The 20,113-nt window shown below is 64.2% G+C and carries 20 protein-coding genes and 2 tRNA genes; 13 read left to right on the top strand and 9 right to left on the bottom strand.

From position 1 onward, the window contains the following. Nucleotides 1–25: 25 nt before the first annotated feature. Complete coding sequence (gene dnaG, locus R3P93_RS08180; RefSeq protein WP_317532751.1) at nt 26–1,942, top strand: DNA primase; 1,917 nt, start codon at nt 26–28, stop codon at nt 1,940–1,942. Here dnaG and R3P93_RS08175 read toward each other — a convergent pair. Continuing rightward, nucleotides 1,939–2,184, bottom strand: a complete 246-nt coding sequence (locus R3P93_RS08175) for a hypothetical protein (RefSeq protein WP_068052299.1) — start codon at nt 2,182–2,184, stop codon at nt 1,939–1,941. The two genes, dnaG and R3P93_RS08175, sit on opposite strands and share 4 nt — an antisense overlap. A gap of 138 nt (nt 2,185–2,322) precedes the next feature. Here R3P93_RS08175 and R3P93_RS08170 point away from each other — a divergent pair. Beyond that, nucleotides 2,323–2,395 (top strand) — tRNA-Asn (locus R3P93_RS08170). A 271-nt stretch (nt 2,396–2,666) separates the two neighbouring features. Then, nucleotides 2,667–3,581 (top strand): AfsA-related hotdog domain-containing protein, encoded by a 915-nt coding sequence (locus R3P93_RS08165; RefSeq protein ID WP_094640179.1) that lies wholly within the window; start codon nt 2,667–2,669, stop codon nt 3,579–3,581. Here R3P93_RS08165 and R3P93_RS08160 read toward each other — a convergent pair. Continuing rightward, nucleotides 3,559–4,200 (bottom strand): ScbR family autoregulator-binding transcription factor, encoded by a 642-nt coding sequence (locus R3P93_RS08160; protein WP_068052291.1) that lies wholly within the window; start codon nt 4,198–4,200, stop codon nt 3,559–3,561. The two genes, R3P93_RS08165 and R3P93_RS08160, sit on opposite strands and share 23 nt — an antisense overlap. Nucleotides 4,201–4,282: 82 nt before the next feature. Between R3P93_RS08160 and R3P93_RS08155 the strand changes: the two genes are divergently transcribed. From R3P93_RS08155 to R3P93_RS08145, 3 genes are all read left to right on the top strand, one after another. Beyond that, entirely contained in the window at nt 4,283–4,750 is a 468-nt protein-coding gene (locus tag R3P93_RS08155; RefSeq protein WP_094688420.1) for an NUDIX domain-containing protein, read from the top strand. 74 nt (nt 4,751–4,824) lie between these two features. Next, nucleotides 4,825–4,977, top strand: a complete 153-nt coding sequence (locus tag R3P93_RS08150) for a hypothetical protein (protein ID WP_156516304.1) — start codon at nt 4,825–4,827, stop codon at nt 4,975–4,977. 52 nt (nt 4,978–5,029) lie between these two features. Then, nucleotides 5,030–6,496 carry a DHA2 family efflux MFS transporter permease subunit gene (locus tag R3P93_RS08145; RefSeq protein WP_068052284.1) on the top strand — a complete coding sequence of 489 codons (1,467 nt, stop codon included), beginning with the start codon at nt 5,030–5,032 and terminating at the stop codon, nt 6,494–6,496. Between the two features lie 10 nt (nt 6,497–6,506). Here R3P93_RS08145 and R3P93_RS08140 read toward each other — a convergent pair whose 3' ends face one another. After that, nucleotides 6,507–7,229, bottom strand: coding sequence for a GAF and ANTAR domain-containing protein (locus R3P93_RS08140; protein ID WP_068052282.1), 723 nt, complete (start codon nt 7,227–7,229; stop codon nt 6,507–6,509). A gap of 116 nt (nt 7,230–7,345) precedes the next feature. Between R3P93_RS08140 and R3P93_RS08135 the strand changes: the two genes are divergently transcribed. The 4 genes from R3P93_RS08135 (at nt 7,346) to R3P93_RS08120 (ending at nt 10,636) form a co-directional block, all read left to right on the top strand. Further along, nucleotides 7,346–7,813 carry a universal stress protein gene (locus R3P93_RS08135; protein WP_068052281.1) on the top strand — a complete coding sequence of 156 codons (468 nt, stop codon included), beginning with the start codon at nt 7,346–7,348 and terminating at the stop codon, nt 7,811–7,813. A 104-nt stretch (nt 7,814–7,917) separates the two neighbouring features. Beyond that, on the top strand, nt 7,918–9,708 hold the full coding sequence (locus R3P93_RS08130) for a TIGR03767 family metallophosphoesterase (protein ID WP_094640175.1): 1,791 nt from the start codon (nt 7,918–7,920) through the stop codon (nt 9,706–9,708). Further along, nucleotides 9,705–10,055 carry a hypothetical protein gene (locus R3P93_RS08125; protein ID WP_094670118.1) on the top strand — a complete coding sequence of 117 codons (351 nt, stop codon included), beginning with the start codon at nt 9,705–9,707 and terminating at the stop codon, nt 10,053–10,055. The genes R3P93_RS08130 and R3P93_RS08125 overlap by 4 nt, the downstream gene beginning before the upstream one ends. An 11-nt stretch (nt 10,056–10,066) precedes the next feature. After that, complete coding sequence (locus tag R3P93_RS08120; RefSeq protein WP_317532750.1) at nt 10,067–10,636, top strand: hypothetical protein; 570 nt, start codon at nt 10,067–10,069, stop codon at nt 10,634–10,636. A 109-nt stretch (nt 10,637–10,745) separates the two neighbouring features. Here R3P93_RS08120 and R3P93_RS08115 read toward each other — a convergent pair whose 3' ends face one another. The 4 genes from R3P93_RS08115 to R3P93_RS08100 form a co-directional block, all read right to left on the bottom strand. Beyond that, complete coding sequence (locus tag R3P93_RS08115) at nt 10,746–11,669, bottom strand: sensor domain-containing diguanylate cyclase (protein WP_094640172.1); 924 nt, start codon at nt 11,667–11,669, stop codon at nt 10,746–10,748. A 131-nt stretch (nt 11,670–11,800) separates the two neighbouring features. After that, nucleotides 11,801–12,364: a gamma carbonic anhydrase family protein gene (locus R3P93_RS08110; protein ID WP_217901114.1), complete on the bottom strand. Its 564-nt coding sequence runs from the start codon at nt 12,362–12,364 to the stop codon at nt 11,801–11,803. 429 nt (nt 12,365–12,793) lie between these two features. Continuing rightward, nucleotides 12,794–12,867 (bottom strand) — tRNA-Ile (locus R3P93_RS08105). A gap of 69 nt (nt 12,868–12,936) precedes the next feature. After that, nucleotides 12,937–15,072, bottom strand: a complete 2,136-nt coding sequence (locus tag R3P93_RS08100) for a molybdopterin-dependent oxidoreductase (RefSeq protein WP_317532749.1) — start codon at nt 15,070–15,072, stop codon at nt 12,937–12,939. An 85-nt stretch (nt 15,073–15,157) separates the two neighbouring features. Between R3P93_RS08100 and R3P93_RS08095 the strand changes: the two genes are divergently transcribed. The 3 genes from R3P93_RS08095 (at nt 15,158) to R3P93_RS08085 (ending at nt 17,149) form a co-directional block, all read left to right on the top strand. Further along, the gene (locus tag R3P93_RS08095; protein ID WP_317532748.1) at nt 15,158–15,961 is read left to right on the top strand and encodes a serine hydrolase domain-containing protein; all 804 of its coding nucleotides are present in this window, start codon (nt 15,158–15,160) and stop codon (nt 15,959–15,961) included. A 144-nt stretch (nt 15,962–16,105) separates the two neighbouring features. After that, nucleotides 16,106–16,618 carry a DUF3145 domain-containing protein gene (locus R3P93_RS08090; RefSeq protein ID WP_068052258.1) on the top strand — a complete coding sequence of 171 codons (513 nt, stop codon included), beginning with the start codon at nt 16,106–16,108 and terminating at the stop codon, nt 16,616–16,618. Nucleotides 16,619–16,702: 84 nt separating this feature from the next. Further along, a complete protein-coding gene (locus tag R3P93_RS08085) occupies nt 16,703–17,149 on the top strand; it encodes a cold-shock protein (protein WP_317532869.1) in 447 nt (148 codons plus the stop codon). Nucleotides 17,150–17,293: 144 nt separating this feature from the next. On the opposite strand, the gene R3P93_RS08080 is transcribed toward R3P93_RS08085, so the two are convergent. Beyond that, entirely contained in the window at nt 17,294–18,727 is a 1,434-nt protein-coding gene (locus R3P93_RS08080; RefSeq protein ID WP_094640168.1) for an acyl-CoA carboxylase subunit beta, read from the bottom strand. 127 nt (nt 18,728–18,854) lie between these two features. Beyond that, complete coding sequence (locus R3P93_RS08075; protein ID WP_068052249.1) at nt 18,855–20,105, bottom strand: KasA/KasB family beta-ketoacyl-ACP synthase; 1,251 nt, start codon at nt 20,103–20,105, stop codon at nt 18,855–18,857. Nucleotides 20,106–20,113: the final 8 nt, after the last annotated feature.

Genomic DNA, 20,113 nt, shown 5'->3' with positions numbered 1-20,113 from the left:
CCGGATCGGGACTAGACTGCCCTTCGTGGCCGGCCGAATTCCTGAACGCGACATCGCCGCCATTCGCGAACGCACACGGATCGAGGACATAGTCGGCGACTACGTCTCGCTCAAGCGCGCGGGCGGCGACTCCATGAAGGGGCTGTGCCCCTTCCACGACGAGAAATCCCCGTCGTTCCACGTTCGCCCCAATCACGGTCACTATCACTGCTTCGGCTGCGGCGAGGGCGGTGACGCCTACTCCTTCCTGCAGAAGATAGAGCACATCTCGTTCGTCGAGGCCGTCGAGCAACTGGCCGACCGGCTGAACTATTCGATCTCCTACGAGGGCGGAGGCCCGTCGGTTCAGCGCGACCGCGGCACCCGTGCGCGACTGATCGCCGCCAACGCAGCAGCGCAGGAGTTCTACGCAGGCAGGCTCAGCGGTCCCGACGCCCAGGCCGCGCGGGACTACCTGACCGAACGCAATTTCGACGGCCATGCGGCGTTGGCCTACGGCTGTGGGTATGCACCCGACGGCTGGGACACCCTCACCAAACACCTGCTGGGCAAGGGGTTCGAGGCCAAGGAGATCGTCGACGCAGGGCTGGCGACACCCGGCAAGCGCGGAACGCCCATCGACCGCTTCCGGCGCCGGCTGGTGTGGCCAATTCGCAGCCAGAGCGGCGACGTCATCGGCTTCGGTGCGCGCAAGTTGTTCGACGACGACACGATGCCGGGTAAGTACATCAACACCCCGGAAACCATGCTGTACAAGAAGTCTCAGGTGTTGTTCGGCCTCGATCTGGCGCGCAAGGAAATCGCGAAGTCCCATCAGGCCGTCATCGTCGAGGGCTACACCGACGTGATGGCGATGCATCTGGCAGGCGTCAAGACTGCGGTGGCGTCCTGCGGAACCGCGTTCGGCGAGGACCACCTGGCGATGCTGCGCCGACTGATGATGGACGACAGCTACTTTCGCGGGGAAGTGATCTACACCTTCGACGGCGACGAAGCCGGCCAGGCCGCCGCGATGAAGGCGTTCGAGGGTGATCAGAAGATCGCCGGTCAGACGTTCGTCGCCGTCGCCCCGGACGGAATGGACCCGTGCGACCTACGGCTGAAGTCCGGCGACAACGCCGTTCGCGATCTGGTCGCCAGGCGTACCCCGATGTTCGCCTTCGTGGTCAAATCACTTCTGCGAGAACATGATCTGGATACGCCCGAGGGACGCGTCGAGGCGATGAAGCGAACCGTCCCGGTGGTCGCCCGCATCAAGGACGCGTCGTTGCGGGACGAGTACGCCCGGCAGTTGGCCGGGTGGACCGGCTGGGACGACACCGCGATGGTGCTCGCCCGAGTGCGCGACGAGGCGAAGAAGGGTGCCAGGGGCGACACGAGCGGCAAACGTGTCCCGTTCGAGAAGCGTCAGGCCGCTCCGGCACCGGCCCCCACGGGTCCTCCGCGTCCCAACCCCACCGATCCGACGCTGTGGCCGCAGCGAGAAGCACTCAAGGCGGTGCTGCAGATGCCTGCCGTGGCGGGCACGGTCTTCGATTCGCTCCCGCCGGAGAGCTTCCACCACCCGGCGTATTCGGCCGTGCGCGACGCGGTGGCCGCTGCCGGCGGCACCGCAGCAGGCCTGGGCGGAGGGGAGTGGGTCGACGCCGTCGCCAAACAGGCCAAGGACGCCGTTGTCGTGTCGTTGGTCACCGAGTTGGCCGTCGACCCGATGCGCGTGGCCGACGACGCTCTCACCCGCTACATCTCGGGCGTACTCGCACGGCTGCAGGAGGTGTGGGTCGGCCAACAGGTGGCCGAACTGAAATCGAAACTGCAGCGCATGTCACCGGTGGAGAAGCCCGACGACTACAACGCGCTGTTCGGCGACCTCATCGCCCTCGAGCAGTACCGCCGCAGTCTGCTCGAGCTCGCCGTCGGAAGTGTGGCCGAGGTCGGTTAGCGCCGCAGCTGATCGCGGGGAACGAAGACCTGGGTCTCGTCGTCGATCGGCTGCATCGGCTCGAGCCGCGGTTGCGTGTTCAGGGAATCGGACAGCTTCTGACGGCCGACCTCGATCGCCTTCTTGGTGGCGGGGCTCGACGCAACGGCGTTCGCAGTCTTGCGAATCTGCTCGTACCGGCCCCGTCCTGCCTTGGCACCGAGCACATAAGCAGCTCCAGCCGCCAGTACCAAACGAATCATCAGTAGGTCCTTCCATAGAGCGTGCGGCTGTTCTTCCATCTTGCCCGACGAACCTCGAGCAGGGCGATTTGGTACTCGGCAGGGGGTGTGCGCTATTGTTTCCAACGGCTCGCACGAGAGTGTGACGCCGCGAGGTAATCCCCCATAGCTCAATTGGCAGAGCATTCGACTGTTAATCGAAGGGTTCCTGGTTCGAGTCCAGGTGGGGGAGCGCAGTCCCCGTTCGGTTCGCCCGGGCGGGGATTTTTGCTGTCCGGAGTGAGCCGCACGAGCCGTCCGGCACTGCCCGTGAACGTACCGAAACAAGTGGTACCGAGAGTTCGAGTCAGTTAACAGATCGTGACGGTTATTTCTGTATATCGATTGAATGAATCCCTTCGACCGATGCCAGTTTTGTCGGTCTCTCGCGACATACTGAACGAGCGATCCCGGTGGCTCAACAGTGCTATAAAAAGCCGGGTCGGTCGGTTTTAAGGGGCTTCATGAGTTTGAGTTACGCAGCAACAGTTCCACGGCACCTCGTGCATCGGAGGTCGCCGGGCGACGTTCTGTTGACCGATTACGAGACCGTCGAGGGCACCCATCGGGCGGCCGTTCAGTTCCCCACGTCGCATCGCATGTTCGCGCCGGTGCGCCGAACCCACGACTCGTTGATGGTGGCCGAGGCTCTGCGCCAAGCGATCAGCCTCTTCTGCCACGTCAACCACGGGGTGCCACTCGATCACGTGGTGTTCATCGAGCACTCCCGCTTCGAGATCCTGGACCCGCTCTCGGTCGACGACATCGACGATTCGCTTGTCGCAGAGTCGATCACGACCGACGTGACGTTCGAGAACGAGTCGCTCGACAACATGAAGCTGTCCGCCCGACTCCTGAACGGCACCCACCTCGTCGCGTCGGGGACGGCGTCGGTGCGGACCATCGGACCCGAGGTGTATTCGCAGTTCCGCAAGTCGACCGTTGCCGACCCCCACTTCCGTTTCCTGCCGGCCGGAACCGAGGTGGTCCCGGCGTCCTCCGTCGGCCGTCTCGATCCCTCCGACGTAGTGCTGGCACGGCACACATCCGACGGCACCATCGTCGTCGCGCCGGATCCGCGAAACCTGGCGATGTTCGACCATTCGGTCGAGTATCTGCCGGGAGTGACGATGCTCGAAGCGGCCCGTCAGGCTCTGCGTCTGGCGACCGAAACACCGACGTTGGATTTCACCTCCTGCGAGGTGAGATTCATGGGATTCGCCGAATGGACCAACCCGTGCACGGTGATCGTCGACACGGACTCCACCGACGGCGTCTTTCGCATTCAGTTCGAGCACGACGGCGAGGTGCTGTCTGCGATGTCCGTCACGGTGACGTCCGAACCGTGGTTGGCCCCTACCGATCGCTCCAGTCGATAAGGGCGTCTTCGGCGACTGCCATCACGCGCGCGAGGCGTCGGCGCGGCACCACCGCGGGCAGCAACATCTGCCACATCTCGGTCAGCCGCTGCTGTAGATCGGCGCGTCCGGTCAACATCTCCGACACCGTCTGTACGCCGGTGAACGAGGCGACGATGTATCGACCGAGCGTGTGCGCGTCGATACCGTCGACGATGTCGCCCTCGGCCTGAGCACGTGCGGCGAGATCACCCATCTTGCCGATCCAGTCCTCGAATGCGCGCGCATTGGGGCTGTCCGCGATGGCCGACTCCAGCGTCAACCGCATACCCCCGCGGGCGATGGATTCGGTCTGCAGTTGGCGTCCCAATTCCTTGCTCACCAGGATCAAGGCATCCAAGGCCTTCGGCGTCCGCTCCATGATGAGGGCACTCGCGCTCGCCGCCATGGACAGTTGCGCGTCGATAACTGCCTGCGCCAAATCTTCCTTGGACGAGAAATGAAAGTACATCGCGCCTTTGCTGACCCCGGCATGGGCGATGATGGTGCTCAAACTTGCTGTGCCGTAACCGAACTTCTCGAAACTGGCGGCGGCCCCTTGGAGTACGGCCTGCCTGGTGGACGCTGCACGCTCCTGCATCGGTAGACAATAACTGTTACCCGGGTTCGCGGCACGACGGCGCGAAGGACTTCTCCCTGCGAATCGATGGCAGGCTGAGGCGATGGTCCACACCAGTGCAGGAATTCTGTTGTATCGCGTCGGTGTCGACGGTCCGCAAGTCCTGATCGCTCACCCCGGAGGACCGTTCTGGACGCGCAAGGACGACGGGGCCTGGTCCATCGTCAAGGGGCTGATCACCGATGGTGAAGACCCCTGGACGGCGGCCCGACGGGAATTCCGAGAGGAAGTCGGTGTCGATGTGCCGGCCGGAGAACACATCGAACTCGGCACCGTCAGGCAACGCGGCGGGAAGATCGTCATCGCGTTCGGCGTCGAGGCCGATCTGGATGTCTCGAATGCGGTGAGCAACACATTCGAGATCGAATGGCCGCCGAAATCCGGTCTCATGAAGTCGTTTCCCGAGGTCGATCGCGTCGAATGGTTTCCGCTGGCGCAGGCGAGGACGAAGCTGCTCGCCTCCCAGCACCCCTTTCTGGACGCGGTGGAGGCGGTTGTCGCAGCACCGTAGTTTCGGCGCGGGTTCCCGGGGTATCCACCGGCCGGAAATGGCGAGGGTCGCGGATGCAGAGTGGGAAACAGATCATGACACCTACGGGTACGGCAGGCGTGACCGCTCACGCGGAGACTGCTCTCGTGGAGACAGTATGGGGCGGCCGGATAGTGGCATCGGGGTTCGTGGTTCTGGCCACAGGACTGTCGTGGGTCTTCGTCGCGTCGGCAATGATCGGACAGTGACCGAGGATCGGTCGGCCGAAACTGCTCGGCGACAACGACGAAGGACAGCACTGTGACCGACAGCATTGCCTCAGCAACACCACCCTCGACGGAGGTGCCCGCACGCGCCTGGAAAGCGCTCGTGGTTCTGCTGCTGGGGATGTTCATGGCGTTGCTGGACACCACCATCGTCAACGTGGCGTTGCCGACGATCAGCACCACCTTGGAAGCGTCGGAATCGGTTCTGTCGTGGATCATCTCGGGGTACGCACTTGCCTTCGGGTTGGCTCTCATCCCGGCGGGCAAGGTGGGCGACCGCATCGGTCACAAGTGGGTCTTCTTCACCGGTCTGGCACTGTTCACTCTCGCGAGCTTCGCGTGCGGGCTGGCTCAGGACGATCTGCAACTGGTCGTCGCGCGAGTCGTTCAGGGCTTGGCGGGCGGCATGTTCGTTCCCGCTGTCACCGCGTTCATCCAGCTGTTGTTCCCAGGGCCGGTGCGAGGCAAGGCATTCGCCATCATGGGTGCCGTCATCGGCGTGTCGACCGCGCTCGGTCCCATCGCCGGCGGCCTGATCATCCAGGCTTTCGGCGACGAGAACGGCTGGCGGCTCGTCTTCTGGGTCAACCTGCCGATCGGAATCGTCGGTCTCGTCGCTGCTGCGGTGCTACTTCCGGGCAAGACCGATACCGAACCGGCTGCGCGCCCCGGAATCGACTGGCTCGGACTGGTGCTCATCTCCGCAGGTCTCATCGCGCTGCTCGTTCCGCTGATCGAGGGCCAGGAACTGGGCTGGCCCCTGTGGACCTACCTGACGATCGCAGCGGGACTCGGTCTGATCGCGTTGTTCGGCTGGTGGGAAGTGATTCGGACGGGCCGCGGACAGAATCCGTTGGTACCACCTCGATTGTTCACCCGTCCGGCGTTCACCGGAGGCGTGATCCTCGCGCTCGTCTACTTCGCTGCCTTCACGAGCATCTTCTTCACCATCTCGCTGCTGTGGCAGACCGGACTCGGCAACACGGCACTGGCATCGGGCCTGGTGTCCATACCCTTCGCGATCGGCAGCATCATCGCCGCCTCGCAGAGCAACAGGCTGACGATCAAACTCGGGCGTACCGTTCTGATACTCGGCGCGTCCCTCGTCTCGATCGGGCTCATCTGGTTGTGGATCATTCTCGCGACCAGCTCCGCCGACACGATCTCGCACTGGACGCTGACGGTGCCACTGTTCATCGCGGGTCTCGGCAACGGTGCGTTCATCGCACCCAACGCGCAGTTCATCGTCGCGACCGTCGATCGCGACGATGCGGGAGCCGCGAGCGGCGTCATTTCCACGATGCAGCGCGTCGGCTCGGCGATCGGCATCGCAGTGATCGGCAGCGTGCTGTTCGGGTCGCTCGAGATCACTGGGCCGGACACCGTCGGGTCGGGCTTTCTACACGGAGCAGCCATGGCAATGGCTGTCAGCGCGGCGTTCAGTGTGATTGCGCTGGCGTTGGTCTTCGCGCTTCCCAAGAAGGTGCAGGGCGCACACTGAGCGCTGCCGATCAGCCCTTCAGACCTTTGCTGTGTCGCGCGACCACGGTGGACGCGAGATCGGCGATCTTGACGTTCAGATCCTGGGAAGACTTGCGCAACAACGCGAACGCCTCGTCGCCGTTCACGTCGTGCAGGGCCATGATCAAGCCGATCGCCTTGCCGATCTCACGGTTGCTCTCGAGGCCGGCGCGCAGCGTCGACGCTTCTTCGCCGTTCATGACGGCGGCGACGGTGATCGAGGTGAAGGCCGTCAGAATGACTGCCTTGTCCACACTGTCCGAGCCGAAGACGCCGGGACGATCGGTGAACAGATTGAGCGCGCCCACCTTCTGATCGTCGACCTTGAGCCGAAATCCCATCGCGCCTCGTACCGGCGTCCGGTTCAACACACCGCGAGCCATCGCCGGCCACTGGGTGGGAGTGCGGAAGTCGGCTTCGAGCTGGGCTGCCTCGCTGGTGATCGCGTCCAGGCACGGTCCTTCGCCGGTAGCGCGCTCGATATCGTCGACGACACGCGCTATGTCGTCCGAGGCTGCGACCGTGACAGCCTTCCCGTGGCGCATCAACATCAAGCTGGCGTGGTCACAATGCGGAACCAACAGCGTGGCCGCATTGCACAGTGCGGTGTAGACCTCTTCGGCGGTTGTACCTCGGTACACGATGTCGGCCAAGGCCGCGAACACAGTAGCCGGGTCGGTGGACGGGGCGTCGAACTGTCGGTCGTCGTTCATTGCTTCTCCCGTCGCGTATGGAACCGTCTCCCCGATAACCGGGCGTAGGCGCTACTTACCGTACCGCCAGGCGGCTGGGGGTACGAACAGTCGGGTCTCGGCAGTAGCCTCAGGTCGTGAGCGATGCGCAGGAGTCCACCGGGTTCGAGTACGGCCACGACGGACCGAAATCGATCGTGGTGGGCGTCGACGGGTCCGATTCGTCCTGGCGCGCCGCGGCCTATGCGGCAGGGCTCGCCCGTAGGCAGCGGTCGCTGCTGGTATTGGTGTACGTGCAACCCATTGCGACGGCCTCGTGGGGCCAGGCAGGCATCTCACTCGTCGAAACCGGTCAACAGATAGCCGACGAACTGCTCGACTACATCAGAACGTCGGCCGCCCGGTTCGGGGATCGGGAGCACGTGCGGTGGGAGTTCCGAACCGCACAGGGTGACCCGTACAACGGGCTGATCGCCGTGGCAGAGCAATTGCGTACCGACGCCGTCGTGGTGGGGGCGTCCGAGACTGCCGGACATCGAATCGCCGGCTCGGTGGCGGTGCGATTGGTCAAAGCGGGACGGTGGCCGGTGACCGTCGTGCCCTGAACGGAGCGAAATCGAGCCGATCTGCCGTCTGCCCTGTAAAAATAGGCAGTCACCTCGTCGGATGCGAGGCGCACGTGGTGCCGTTTTCGGATCCGAGGAGTTCCATGACCGGGCTGTCGCGTAGACAATTCGTGGCGAGAGTGGGGACACTCGCGGCGGTGTGGGGTATCGCACCCCACGTGCTGGGTCAGGCTCTTGCGGCGAACGCCCAGCCCGTGAACGTGGGCGCGACCGGAACACTCGCGCAGACGATCCTGCGATCCTCGACAGGGCCGGGGAAGTACCGCGTGCTCGATGCCGGTCCGGGGGAGCCGTACGTTGCACGCCTCGACGTTCTCGGACGAGCGCCGAACCCGTCGAGGGCGCAGTCGCGACGGTCGCTGCTCTACCTCGGGCACCTCTCGGACATGCACGTCATCGACGCCCAATCTCCCGGCCGCATCGAGCCCATGATCGTCTCCGACCACGCCGCATGGGGTTCGGCGTTCCATCCGCAGGACCCGCTGACCGTGCACGTCACCGCGGCGATGGTGAAAGCGTTCGCGGACGCGCGGATCAGCCCGGTCACCGGCGCACCGATGGGGGCTGCCGTGGTCACCGGGGACAGTGCCGACATGCATTCGCACCTCGAATTGCGCTGGTACATCGACGTTCTCGACGGCGTACCGGTTCGGCCGACGAGTGGGGCCGCGGACATCTTCGAGGGTGTTCAGGCCTGGCCGGAGGCGCAGTGGGCCTACCGACCCGGTGATCCTTCGGGAGGGTCGTTCGGCGATTACGGATTCCCGACGCTTCCCGACCTTCTCACCCAAGCGATGTCGGGAACCGTCGAATCGGTGGGTCTGCCCGTGCCGTGGTACTCGGTCTACGGCAACCACGACACTTTGTTGCTCGGCACCTTCGACCTGTCCTCGCAGCTGCACGCGCTCGCCGTCGGGGGCCGCAAGGCGTACACCCTCGAGGCGACGGCCACCTCCGCCCTGGCCGGCTACGCGTCGACGGCCAGTCCGCTGCAGAGAATGGTCGATGCGCTGGGCGTCGGATCCGGTGCGCGACCGGGGTTTCGCGCAGTGTCGGCCGACCCGGCACGGTACCTGTTCGAGCAACGCGAGTTCATGCAGGAGCACTTCGAGACCACCCCGACACCGGGACCGATCGGACACGGCTTCACCCAGCACAATCTCGACTCCGGTGAGACGTGGTGGGCGGCAGACCCCACCCCGAACATCCGAACGTTCGGACTCGACACCTGCAACGCCGTCGCCGGCCCCGACGGTGCGGTGCCCGAGAACCAATTCGACTGGCTCACCGAGCAATTGGAGAAAGCGCAGGCCGAGCGCAAGCTCGTGCTGATCTACACCCATCACAACAGTCTCACGCTGGAGAACCGGGCGCAGCGTCCAGGAGAATCGGGGAAGCTCTACGGCGCAGACGAATTCATCGATCTGCTGTTGAAGTATCCCGTGGTGATCGGCTGGCTCAACGGCCACACCCACCAGAACCAGATTCTGGCGCATTCGAGCGGCGGACGCGGATTCTGGGAGATCACCACCGCGTCGTGCATCGATTTCCCACAGCAGCAGCAGGTGGTCGAGATCGTCGACAACCGCGACGGAACTCTGTCGCTGTTCACCACGGTGCTCGATCACGCGTCGCCGATCACACCCGGAAACAGCGGAAGCTACCTGGATCTGGCGTCGCGCAGCCGCGAATTGGCGGCCAACGACTGGGCCGAGAATCCGCTGATGCGTCGAGGGTCGCGCCTGGATCGCAACACCGAATTGCTGTTGCCTGCACCGTTCGATCTGAGTGCCATCACCGACGCCGCGCTCGAGCAGCAACATCTGGACGAGCACGCGAGACTGATCGCCTACGAGACGAGGCAGGGTCGATGAACGGAGTGTGCAGGAAGATTCTCCTGGTCGCCGCCGTGGTGGCGTGCGCGGGATGTTCGCAGACCGCTGCGCTCGCGCCGGTCGGCGGTGCCGAACTCGGGGACCTCCGCTACGCAGTGAACGACGTTCTGTTCGAGAAGGGAATCGAGATACTGGTTGCGCCGGTCTGCTCCGGTACCGGAGCGGACATCGAATGTGTCGGGGAGACAACCGACAACGAGGCGATCACCGGCTCGGCCACGTCGGACGACGCGAGCACCGTCGAGGTGAAGGTCGGCACGGAGGTTCTCTACTCGGGGTCTGTGCAGGACGTGCTCGACCGCAATTCGACGGTCGGTGCGCCGTGAGGGGGAGTGCGGTGCTCGCTGCCGTTGTGCTCGTGTCTGCGCTGATTCAGGCGGTGACAGTCCTGGGCGATCCCGTTCCAGAATCCTCCGTGGGATTCGGTAGGTTGGTTGCGGCGTCTGCCGCGGCACTGGTGGTCGCCCTGTGGATCACCGCATCGACGGCACTCGATGTGGTGGACGGCAACATCCGCGGTGCGCTGGCTCGGGCATGGCGGCGGCCGCGCGTCCTGGTGTGGTGTGTGGTCTCGACTCTGGTGGCCGTCGCGCTGGCGATTCTGTTCCCGCTGCTTCCGATTGTCGTGATTCTGGTTGCGCTGCTGGTGCTTCCGGCCGTGGCCGACGGGCAACGACATCCGTTCTGCGCTGCGACGGCGACTGTCCGGCAGTCCCCGGGGCGGTGCGCAGTCGCGGCAGTCGTCACGATTGTTGCCTTCGTCCTCGCCTGGGTCGTGGCACTGGTACTGGGCTTCTTCGTCACCGGCGTGGTGGCGGCGTTTCTCACGTGGGTGTGGTTCGGCGCGAATGCTGCTGTGCTGCTGGTGTATTCGTCACGGTTGTACCGTCGGGTGGGAAGCCGATGACTCGTGCGACCGGACACTCGAAGGCGGCGTGTCGGTAGCCGCAACGTTGCGCTACTGCGTCGGCACCCACTTCGGTTCGCGCATCATCTGAGCTGCCCGATCGCCGAACTCATCGCTCCCGCACGCGATGTGCCTTGTTCCGATACATCGCGGTATCGGCCCGATGAATCAGCGTCGCGGCCGAATCGGCGGGTCGTCGCCTTGCTGCACCTGTGCTGATCGATACACGCTCATGCCCATCGATTCCAAGGAGGTGCGTTGCTGCCCCCGCCGCCGCGGCGATGTAGTCGGCTAGATAACGCTGTTCGTCGAACTGCCAGACGAAGCCTCCGTGAGCCCACACGGATGGGCGGGACGCGATCAGGAACTCATCACCCGCATACCGGCAGACGATTCTGTCGTCATGCGACAGGGCGTGAAGTCGGTCTGCGATCGCGGACAGGACTGCGTCTCCGGCCGCGTGGCCGTAGCCGTCGTTGACCTGCTTGAAGTGATCGACATCGGCGAACATCACCATTACTTCGTCGCCGGCTGCAAGCCAATCGTCGATGACCGAGACCGCAACGTTGCGACGGTACAGCCCGGTCAAGTCGTCGCGTTCTGCGCGCTCACGCCACGTTCGTGCCTCACTGACAATAGGATTCGCAAGATCCAGGGCAACGACGATGAGAGGCACGCCGTCGAACACCGCGAGTCCGGTGTGCGTCCAGCACGACACCGACACGTCGTCGTCTTGGTGGAGCCGTCGCATCGCGGCGACCGGTGTCTGCGACGATTCCCCTGTTCGAGCGAAGTCGGTCAGTAGATTCTCTGATACGGCCCGGATCTCCGCATGCTCCGTTGGGTGCACGAAGGCGAAGACATCACGGGTATCGCTGTACGTGCGGGATAGATTCGCCGACTTTCGGCACGCGGTATTGACGGCCAGGATGTGAAAACTGGTGTCGTGAACGAGCGCAGGAAGCGGGATAGCGGCGACGATCTGCTGCGCAGTAACGATCCGTGGCACACCCTCGCTTCCACGTGCGTCCACCTGGCCAAGGGTAAACCGACGGGAATTGCCGAGAGCAAAAAATTACTGGTCAGTAAGCAACGCCACACACGACAAGAACACGACTCGCGGGACGCGGGCGCGTCGGGTACACCGAAGTCAGGTCTACAACGTCACTCCGGAACAACGGAGTCCGAGGCGTGCTCACCGTAGAAGGACGACTGCGACTGCATGATGTCCTGCATACCGTCGCCGTGCGACGCGTCGTACACCGTTCCCGGAAAGTCCAGAGTTTGCTGGATGGCCCAGATTTCGTCGTGGCTGTTTGCCGGAAACATGCTGGCCGGATCTCCCACGGCAACCCACCCGATGGGGAGGACCGACCCGGCGGCAAGCCTCGAATCGACCTGGAGCACTGCGTTGATTCGGACCTCCGACCCTGCCTCGACGATCGACCCGGGAAACGTCGACGCACCGGTGGCGATGAACGACTCCCGACCGATGACGGTGCCATTGACGTGCGCGTGCGGGCCGATCAACACACTGTCACCGACGATCGTGGGGTACTTCGCGCGTCCCTTGACGACGGCGTTCTCCATCACGACCACATTCTCACCGATACTTACCTGACCATCCTCGGCCGTCAGGATCGCACCGTGCAGAATCCGCGACCCTGCGCCGACGACAACGTTGCCCACCAACACTGCCGTCGGCGCAACCCACGCATGCTCGGACACGGACGGACGAACCTCGGTGTTGGTACCGCATGGTGTCTTCTCCTCGGTAGTTGCTCGGCGAACTGGTCTGGTCGAGCGAAATTTTGAATTCGATGGATGTTGGGAACGGGTGTCGATGGTCATCGAGGCGTATCGGCCGTCGAAAGTCTGCACCTTCGAGCCTTCATCGGTCGCATCGTCAGCAGAGATCAGCACCGAAATCGCTGGCCACGGAACCGACGCAGCTGTGATTCGTATGGCGTCATCGATTCAGTGATCCGAACCACTGGGAATGGCAATGCAGTGCAAAAGCCTCGATGCCGCGGCGTGCACGCCAGAATTGCTGATGGGTCCGAGTCGCCCTGTGTCGCTGTATCTTCGGGCAGGGTCAGGCTGGGTGTGTACGCAATCGCCAGGGCTCACCGACCTGACAGGGAGGCCGATCGGGTGTGGGGCGGGCGGGGCTCGAACCCGCGACCAATGGATTATGAGTCCACGGCTCTAACCGACTGAGCTACCGCCCCATGCCCGTACCAGGTACGAGCCTGCAGAATCGTACAGAATCGCGTCGCCTCGACGGTGCATCGGGGCAGCTATTTCGCTCGGACCTGCACCGGGACACCGTTGAGGATCGCATTGGCCGAGACGGCGTCGACGCGATTGGGGTCGGTGATGTCGTTGACGCTCGGCCCCTGCACCGTCGTGGCAACGGACAACTGCACGCCGGGGCGCTGATGTCCGAATCCGTGCGGCATGCTCACCACGCCCGGCATCATCTTCTCCGACGCCGCTACCTCGATGTCGACGGTTCCGGCGGCGGAGGTGACCGACACCATCGAACCGTCCTCGATACCGCGGTTCGCGAGATCCTCAGGATGCGCCAGAAGCTGATGTCGCGCTTTGCCTTTGGTGAGCCGGGCGGTGTTGTGCATCCACGAGTTGTTGCTGCGCAGGTGTCGCCGACCGATCATCAGCAGTTCATCGCCGGATGGAACTGCGCTGGAATGCATCAGATCCACCAACGCGGGGAGCTCGGCAACAACGATGTCCTGAATCAGTTGTACCCGCTTGTCCCGCGTCTTCAACTTCAGTGGGAAGCCGGGACGCAATGGTCCGAGATCGACACCGTGTGGGTTGGCTCGAAGTTTCTTCAGCGACAGTCCTTTTCGTTGACTCCGGAGCAGGATGTCCAGTGTGCGGGCGGGGGACAGGCGCAGCCGGGCTTCGCCGATGACGTTCTTCGGAGTCACTCGTGACTTCAACCGACCGACCGTCGAACCGGCCATACGGCTCTTGTAGCGCAGCGACAGATCACGGAAGATCTCCCAATCGTGCTTGGCGTCGGCTTGCTTGGGCAGCACTGCAGGCATGTACTTCGCCGTGTTGTGAACGGCGAAGGAGTTGAAGATCAGGTCGTAGTGGTCGCGTTCGAGCGACATCGTCGGCGGCAGAATCACGTGTGCGTGACGCGATGTCTCGTTGATGTAGAAGTCGAACGACACCATGAAATCGAGACCCGCGAACGCGTCGTTCAGGGTGGTGCCGCCGGGCATCGACAACACCGGATTGCCGGACAGGACCGCCATCGCACGGATCTGGTCCTTGCCCTCGGTGGTGATCTCGTCGACGAGCGTCGAACAGGGGTATTCGCCTGCGAACTCGGGCAGGTCGCGAACGCGACTGCGCCACTTGTCGAAATGGCCGCGGCCGACGATGCCCTGCTTGATCAGATCGATCGCGGGATCGGTCACCATGGCACCGCCGGGGCGGTCGAGATTGCCCGTGATGATGTTCAGTACCTGAATCGCCCACTGGCACACGGTGCCGAACTGCTGAGTCGAGACCCCCATTCGGCCGTATGCCACCGCGGACCTCGCCGAGGCGAAATCACGTGCCAGGGCCGAGATCTCTTCCGCAGCAATCCCGACGACCGGAGCGACGGATTCCGGTGCGAATTCCGCGACGAGATCCGCGAGTCGGTCGGCACCGTCGACGTAGTCGGCCACGGTCACCGTGCCGTCGGCCACGATCGTGTGAATCATCGCGAGCAGCAGCAGTGCGTCGCTGCCGGGCCGAACGAAGAAGTGGGTGTCTGCGATGTCGGCGGTCTCGGTCTTGCGCGGATCGACCACGACGAGGCGGCCGCCCCGTTTGCGCAGTGCCCGCGCCCTCTTTGCGAAATCGGGCACGGTCATCATGCTGCCGTTCGAGGCCATCGGATTGCCGCCGAGGACGAGGAAGAAGTCGGTTCGATCGATGTCCGGGATCGGCAGTAGCAACTGATGCCCGTAGAGAAGATGGTCGACGAGTTGGTGCGGCAACTGATCCAGGGAGGTGGCGGAGTATCGGTTGCGCGTACGCAGCAGCGAGGTGAACGGAATGCCGTGGGTCATCGCGCCCATCGAGTGGACGTTGGGATTTCCCTGATAGATCCCGACCGCGTTGCGGCCGTACTTCTCACGCGTCGAGACCAAACCGTCGATCACGAGGTCGTATGCCTCGTCCCAGCCGATCTTCTCCCATTTCTCGCCCACACGTTTGACCGGTGTGGTGAGCCGATCGGTATCGGCGTGCAGATCGATCAGCGACAGCGCCTTGGGGCAGATGTGGCCGCGTGAGAGCGGGTCCTTCTCGTCACCGCGGATCGAGACCACCGCGTCGTTCTCCACCGTGAACTCGAGCCCACAGATCGCCTCGCACAGATTGCACGATCCATACACAACCGACATCGCATTCCTCCCACTCATGTGCTGCGAGCGTAGCCCGGCGGGGGACCGGGGCACCGTCGTCGACCGACAATTAGGCTCGTGAGTCGTGACCACCCTCGATCTCACGGCCTCCTGGCCCGTCGACCATGTCAGTGCAGCAGTCGTCACCGACTCCGGAGTTCGTGAGGAGGTCGGGGACACCGATCGCGTCTACGAGCTGGCCTCGGTCACCAAGCTGCTCAGTGCGTACGCAGTTCTCGTCGCCGTCGAGGAAGGTGCGGTGGAGCTCGATCAGCCCGCAGGACCGGAAGGGTCGACGGTTCGACACCTCCTCGCACACGCGTCGGGACTGGCGTTCGGTGACCGCACAGTGCAGGCACCGGCCGGTACCAAGCGGATCTATTCGAGCGCCGGGTTCGAGGTGCTGGCCGAGCTGATCGAAACCGAGGCAGGCATTGCCTTCCCCGACTACTTGGACGAGGCCGTGTGTCGGCCGCTGCAGATGACGAACACGTCGTTGCCGGGATCGGCGGGCCACGGTGCCAGCTCTACCCTCGGTGATCTGACGAGGTTCGCCGCCGAACTGTTGGCACCGACGCTGCTGGCGTCGCAGACACTCGCGTCGGCGACCGAAGTGCAGTTTCCCGGCCTGAACGGGATCGTGCCCGGATACGGATCGCACAAGCCCTGCGATTGGGGACTCGGGTTCGAGCTGCGCGACGGCAAGAGCCCGCACTGGACCGGAAGCACCAACTCGTCGGCCACGTTCGGCCACTTCGGGCAGGCCGGAACGTTCTTGTGGGTGGATCCGGCAGTACGGACCGCGTGTGTGGTGTTGACCGATCGAGCCTTCGGAGACTGGGCGAAACCGCTGTGGCCGGAGCTCTCCGACGCAGTGCTGGCCGGGTGAAACTCCGTCGTTCACAGATTGCACTGGCGCAACAGGGGCAACTCGGGGCACACTAGTACACAGACGCATTGATTCACTGCAGCCAGCCGAAGCATGTCGAGGTCGTTGGGGAAGACGTCCCTCGTCGAAGCTGGAGGTAGTGCAATGCGTGGATCGAATCAATTCGCAGAAGCGACGTCGGGTGTTGTGTACATCCACTCGTCGCCCGCTGCGTTGTGCCCGCATGTCGAATGGGCGTTGACCGACGCCCTCGATTGCCGTGCGAACTTGAAGTGGTCTGCGCAGCCCGCCTCCGATGGGCAGCTGCGCGCCACCACCGACTGGGTCGGCCCCGTCGGCACCGGAGCAAAGCTGGCCGGCATCCTGCGCTCGTGGCAGATGCTGCGGTTCGAGGTGACCGAGGACGCCAGCGAAGGCGTGGACGGCGAACGGTTCTCCCACGTGCCCGGTTTGGGGCTGTGGCGCGGAACGACGAGCGCGAACGGTGACGTGATGCTCGGCGAGATGCGGCTGCGCGCCCTGATGGAGAACAATCAGGGCAACTTCACCGCGGCCGTCGAGCAGGCTCTCGGATCCGACTGGGACGCAGCCCTGGAGCCGTACCGAACCGGCGGGGCCGGAGCCGAAGTGACGTGGCTGAGTCGCAACGTCGGCTAGGGGTTGCTGGGGGTTCTGGCTCGCGGTAGTTTGCGTCCGTGCCTGGGGTAGGCATGTGGGAACGACCGTGGAGTGGTGAGTTCGATGTTGTCGACCGGAAAAGTGATTCGATTCGACGAGTTCAAGGGGTACGGATTCGTAGCGCCGGACGAGGGCGGCGAGGACGTGTTCATTCACGTCAACGATCTGGACTTCGACAAACGACTGTTGGCACCGGGGGTTCGCGTCGAATACGTTGCCGTCGAGGGCGATCGAGGCCTCAAGGCCACCCAGGTGCAGATCATCGACACTCCCGCGTCGACCGCGCTTGTCACCCGGCGCAAGCCCGACGTGCCGTTCCACGACGTTCCGGTCAGCGAACACGAGCAGCTTGAAGACGTCATCTGCGACGTGCTCTCCGAGGTGGACTTCACCGCCGAAGTGACCGAGGCACTCCTCAAAGCCAACGGAACTGTCTCCGCAGCGCAGATCCTCGACATCCGATCGGCGATGCTGCGACTGGCTCACGACCACAAATGGATCGAAAGCTGACGCTGTAGTTCGCCCGTCCGTTGTGACGCCCGTTCGGTTCAGGATGAATGTGGCTTTGTTGCACTCGGAGCGCCTCGGAGCCGCATTGATCCCAACCGGGGCCGGGGGTGACACCACCCGAGGCGGCGGGGCACCCCGTGACGATCAGAGCGGAATGTTCTTGTGGTTGCCGCGTGCCGCAGGGGCGGCCGCGAGCGCCCTGGCGACCGTGCTGCGGGTCTTGCACGGCTCGATGACCTCGTCGACGACACCGATGGCCACGGCGCGCTCGACGCCACCGGCGATGCTTTCGTGCTCGACGGTGAGGCGATCGTGCAATGCCTCACGCTCCTCCTCGGGAGCGGCTGCGAGTGCCTTCTTGTGCAGGATGCCGACGGCGGCCTTCGCGCCCATCACGGCGACCTCGGAGCCGGGCCAGGCGTAGACCGCGGTGGCACCGAGTGCACGGGCGTTCATCGCGATGTACGCGCCGCCGTAGATCTTGCGGGTCACCAGGGTGACGCGGGGGACCGTGGCTTCGGCGAAGGCGTGCAACAGTTTTGCTCCGCGACGGACGACGCCCTCCCATTCCATGCTGACGCCGGGGAGGTACCCGGGAACGTCGACGACCACGATCAGCGGGATTCCGAATGCGTCGCACAGTCGCACGAAACGGGCTGCCTTCTCGGCACTTTCGGAGTTGAGGCAACCGCCGAGACGAATGGGGTTGTTGGCGATGACGCCGACGGTGCGGCCGCTGATACGTCCGAGGCCGATGACAATGCTGCGGGCCCAGCCGCCCTGGAACTCCTCGAAGGTCGATTCCCCTTCGACGTTGTCCAGCAGCTCGTGGACGATCGGGTGGACATCGTATGCGCGACGGTTGGATTCGGGCATCAGCGCCCGAAGGTCGGTGTCGCCGTGCTCGGCGGCGGCGATGTCGAATTCGCCCTGCTCGCAGAACATGGACACCAGGCGGCGGGCGCGGGTGAACGCGTCCATCTCGCTGTCGGCGACGATGTGGCACACGCCGGACTTCTTGTGGTGGGTGTCGGGGCCGCCGAGCGAGGCCATGTCGACCTGCTCACCGGTGACGCTCCGGACGACGTCGGGACCGGTGACGAACACGCGTCCCTCGGGAGCCATGATGACGACGTCGGTCAACGCAGGACCGTAGGCGGCGCCGCCGGCTGCGAAGCCGAGGACGACGGAAACTTGGGGGACGAGGCCGGACGCTCGGACCATGGCCTCGAAGACGAGCCCGACGGCATGGAGAGCTTCGACGCCCTCGGCGAGGCGTGCACCGCCGGAGTGCCAGACGCCGACGATCGGAGCGCGCTGCTCGATGGCCGTGTCGATGGCGGCGACGATGTGCTTGCAGCCGTCGACGCCCATGGCACCGCCCATGACGGTGGCATCGGAGCAGTAAGCGATGGTGTGGACGCCGTCGATCTCGCCGGATGCTGCGAGGATGCCGGACTTGTCCCGATCGTGCAGGGGCACAGTAGTTCCGGCGTCGAACAGATTCTCGAGGCGGGCGAGTGGATCGCGGGGATCGGTGGAGGTACCGGATCGTGTGACGGGGGCCAGAATGGTCATCGCTTGTCCTTCTTCAGGGCCCCTGGGGGGCGAGGCCCGAACCGGGGCCGTTCACTGGGAACGGCCCCAGCCCGGATCATGCACTGCGAGAGCGGGATTCGCTGAGTCGAATGAACGACTCAGTGCATCACGCCTTTCCGAAGGCGAGCGCTACGTTGTGCCCACCGAATCCGAACGAGTTGTTGATCGCGTAATCGATCTGTCCGACGCGGGGCTCGCCCTTGACGACGTCGAGATCGATCTGGGGATCTTGATTCTCCAAATTCAGTGTGGGAGGGATGATTCCCTCACGCACTGCCAGCACCGTCAGAACCGATTCGAGAGCGCCGACGGCACCGATCGAGTGGCCCAGAGCGGATTTCGGTGCGTACACGGCTGCGTGATTTCCGACGGCCTTGTTGATCGCGAGCGCTTCGGCGGTGTCTCCGATGGGAGTTGCCGTTGCGTGGGCGTTCACGTGGGTGATGTCGGACTTCTGCAGTCCTGCGGTCTCGATCGCACGCTTCATGGCGCGCGCGGCACCCGTGCCCTCCGGGTCGGGAGCCACGAGGTGGAACCCGTCGGAAGTGATTCCGGCACCGAGCAAGCGGGCGTGGATCGTTGCGCCGCGTGCCTTGGCGTGCTCCTCGGTCTCGATGACCATGAGCGCACCCGCTTCACCGAAGACGAAGCCGTCACGATCCTTGTCGAACGGACGTGACGCACCCTTCGGGTTGTCGTTGTTGGTGCTCATCGCCCGCATCATGGAGAAGCTGGCGATCGGAACCGCGTCGATGTAACCCTCGACGCCGCCGGTGACGACCATGTCCGCGTCACCCATCACGATCATCCGCCACGCGTGTGCGATGGCTTCCGATCCCGAGGAGCAGGCGGAGACGGGAGTGATGACACCGGCCTGTGCTTTGAGCTCGAGTCCGACGACCGCTGCAGGGCCGTTCGGCATGACCATCTGAACGGCGAGCGGAGACACCTTGCGGTAGCCGCCGGCCTTCATCTTGTCGTTGGCGTCGATCAGAGAATCGCCGCCACCGAGGCCGGTACCGATAGACACGCCGAGGCGGAGGGGATCGACGTCGGGAGTCCCGGCGTTCTTCCAGACCTCACGACCGAGAACGGTGGCTAGCTGCTCCACATAGCTCAGGCGACGAATCTCGACCCGCGAGAGCAGGCTCTGCGGGTTCACCGCGAGGTGGCCGCCGATCCGCACGGGCAGGTCGTACTCGGCGACGAAATCGTCTTCCAGCGTTGCGATTCCGCTGTCGCCGTTCAGCAGACCCTTCCACGTGGCATCGACGTCACCCGCGAGTGACGTGGTCGCAGCGAGGCTGGTGACGACGACACTGGGGAAGCGTCCGTTGGCGGTGGATGGGTTGGTCATGGGCCGTG

This window comes from Rhodococcus cerastii (genome assembly GCF_033042195.1).
Lineage (GTDB): Bacteria > Actinomycetota > Actinomycetes > Mycobacteriales > Mycobacteriaceae > Rhodococcoides.
Note: the sequence above shows the minus strand (reverse complement) of the source record. Positions and strands in the feature narration are given on the sequence as shown.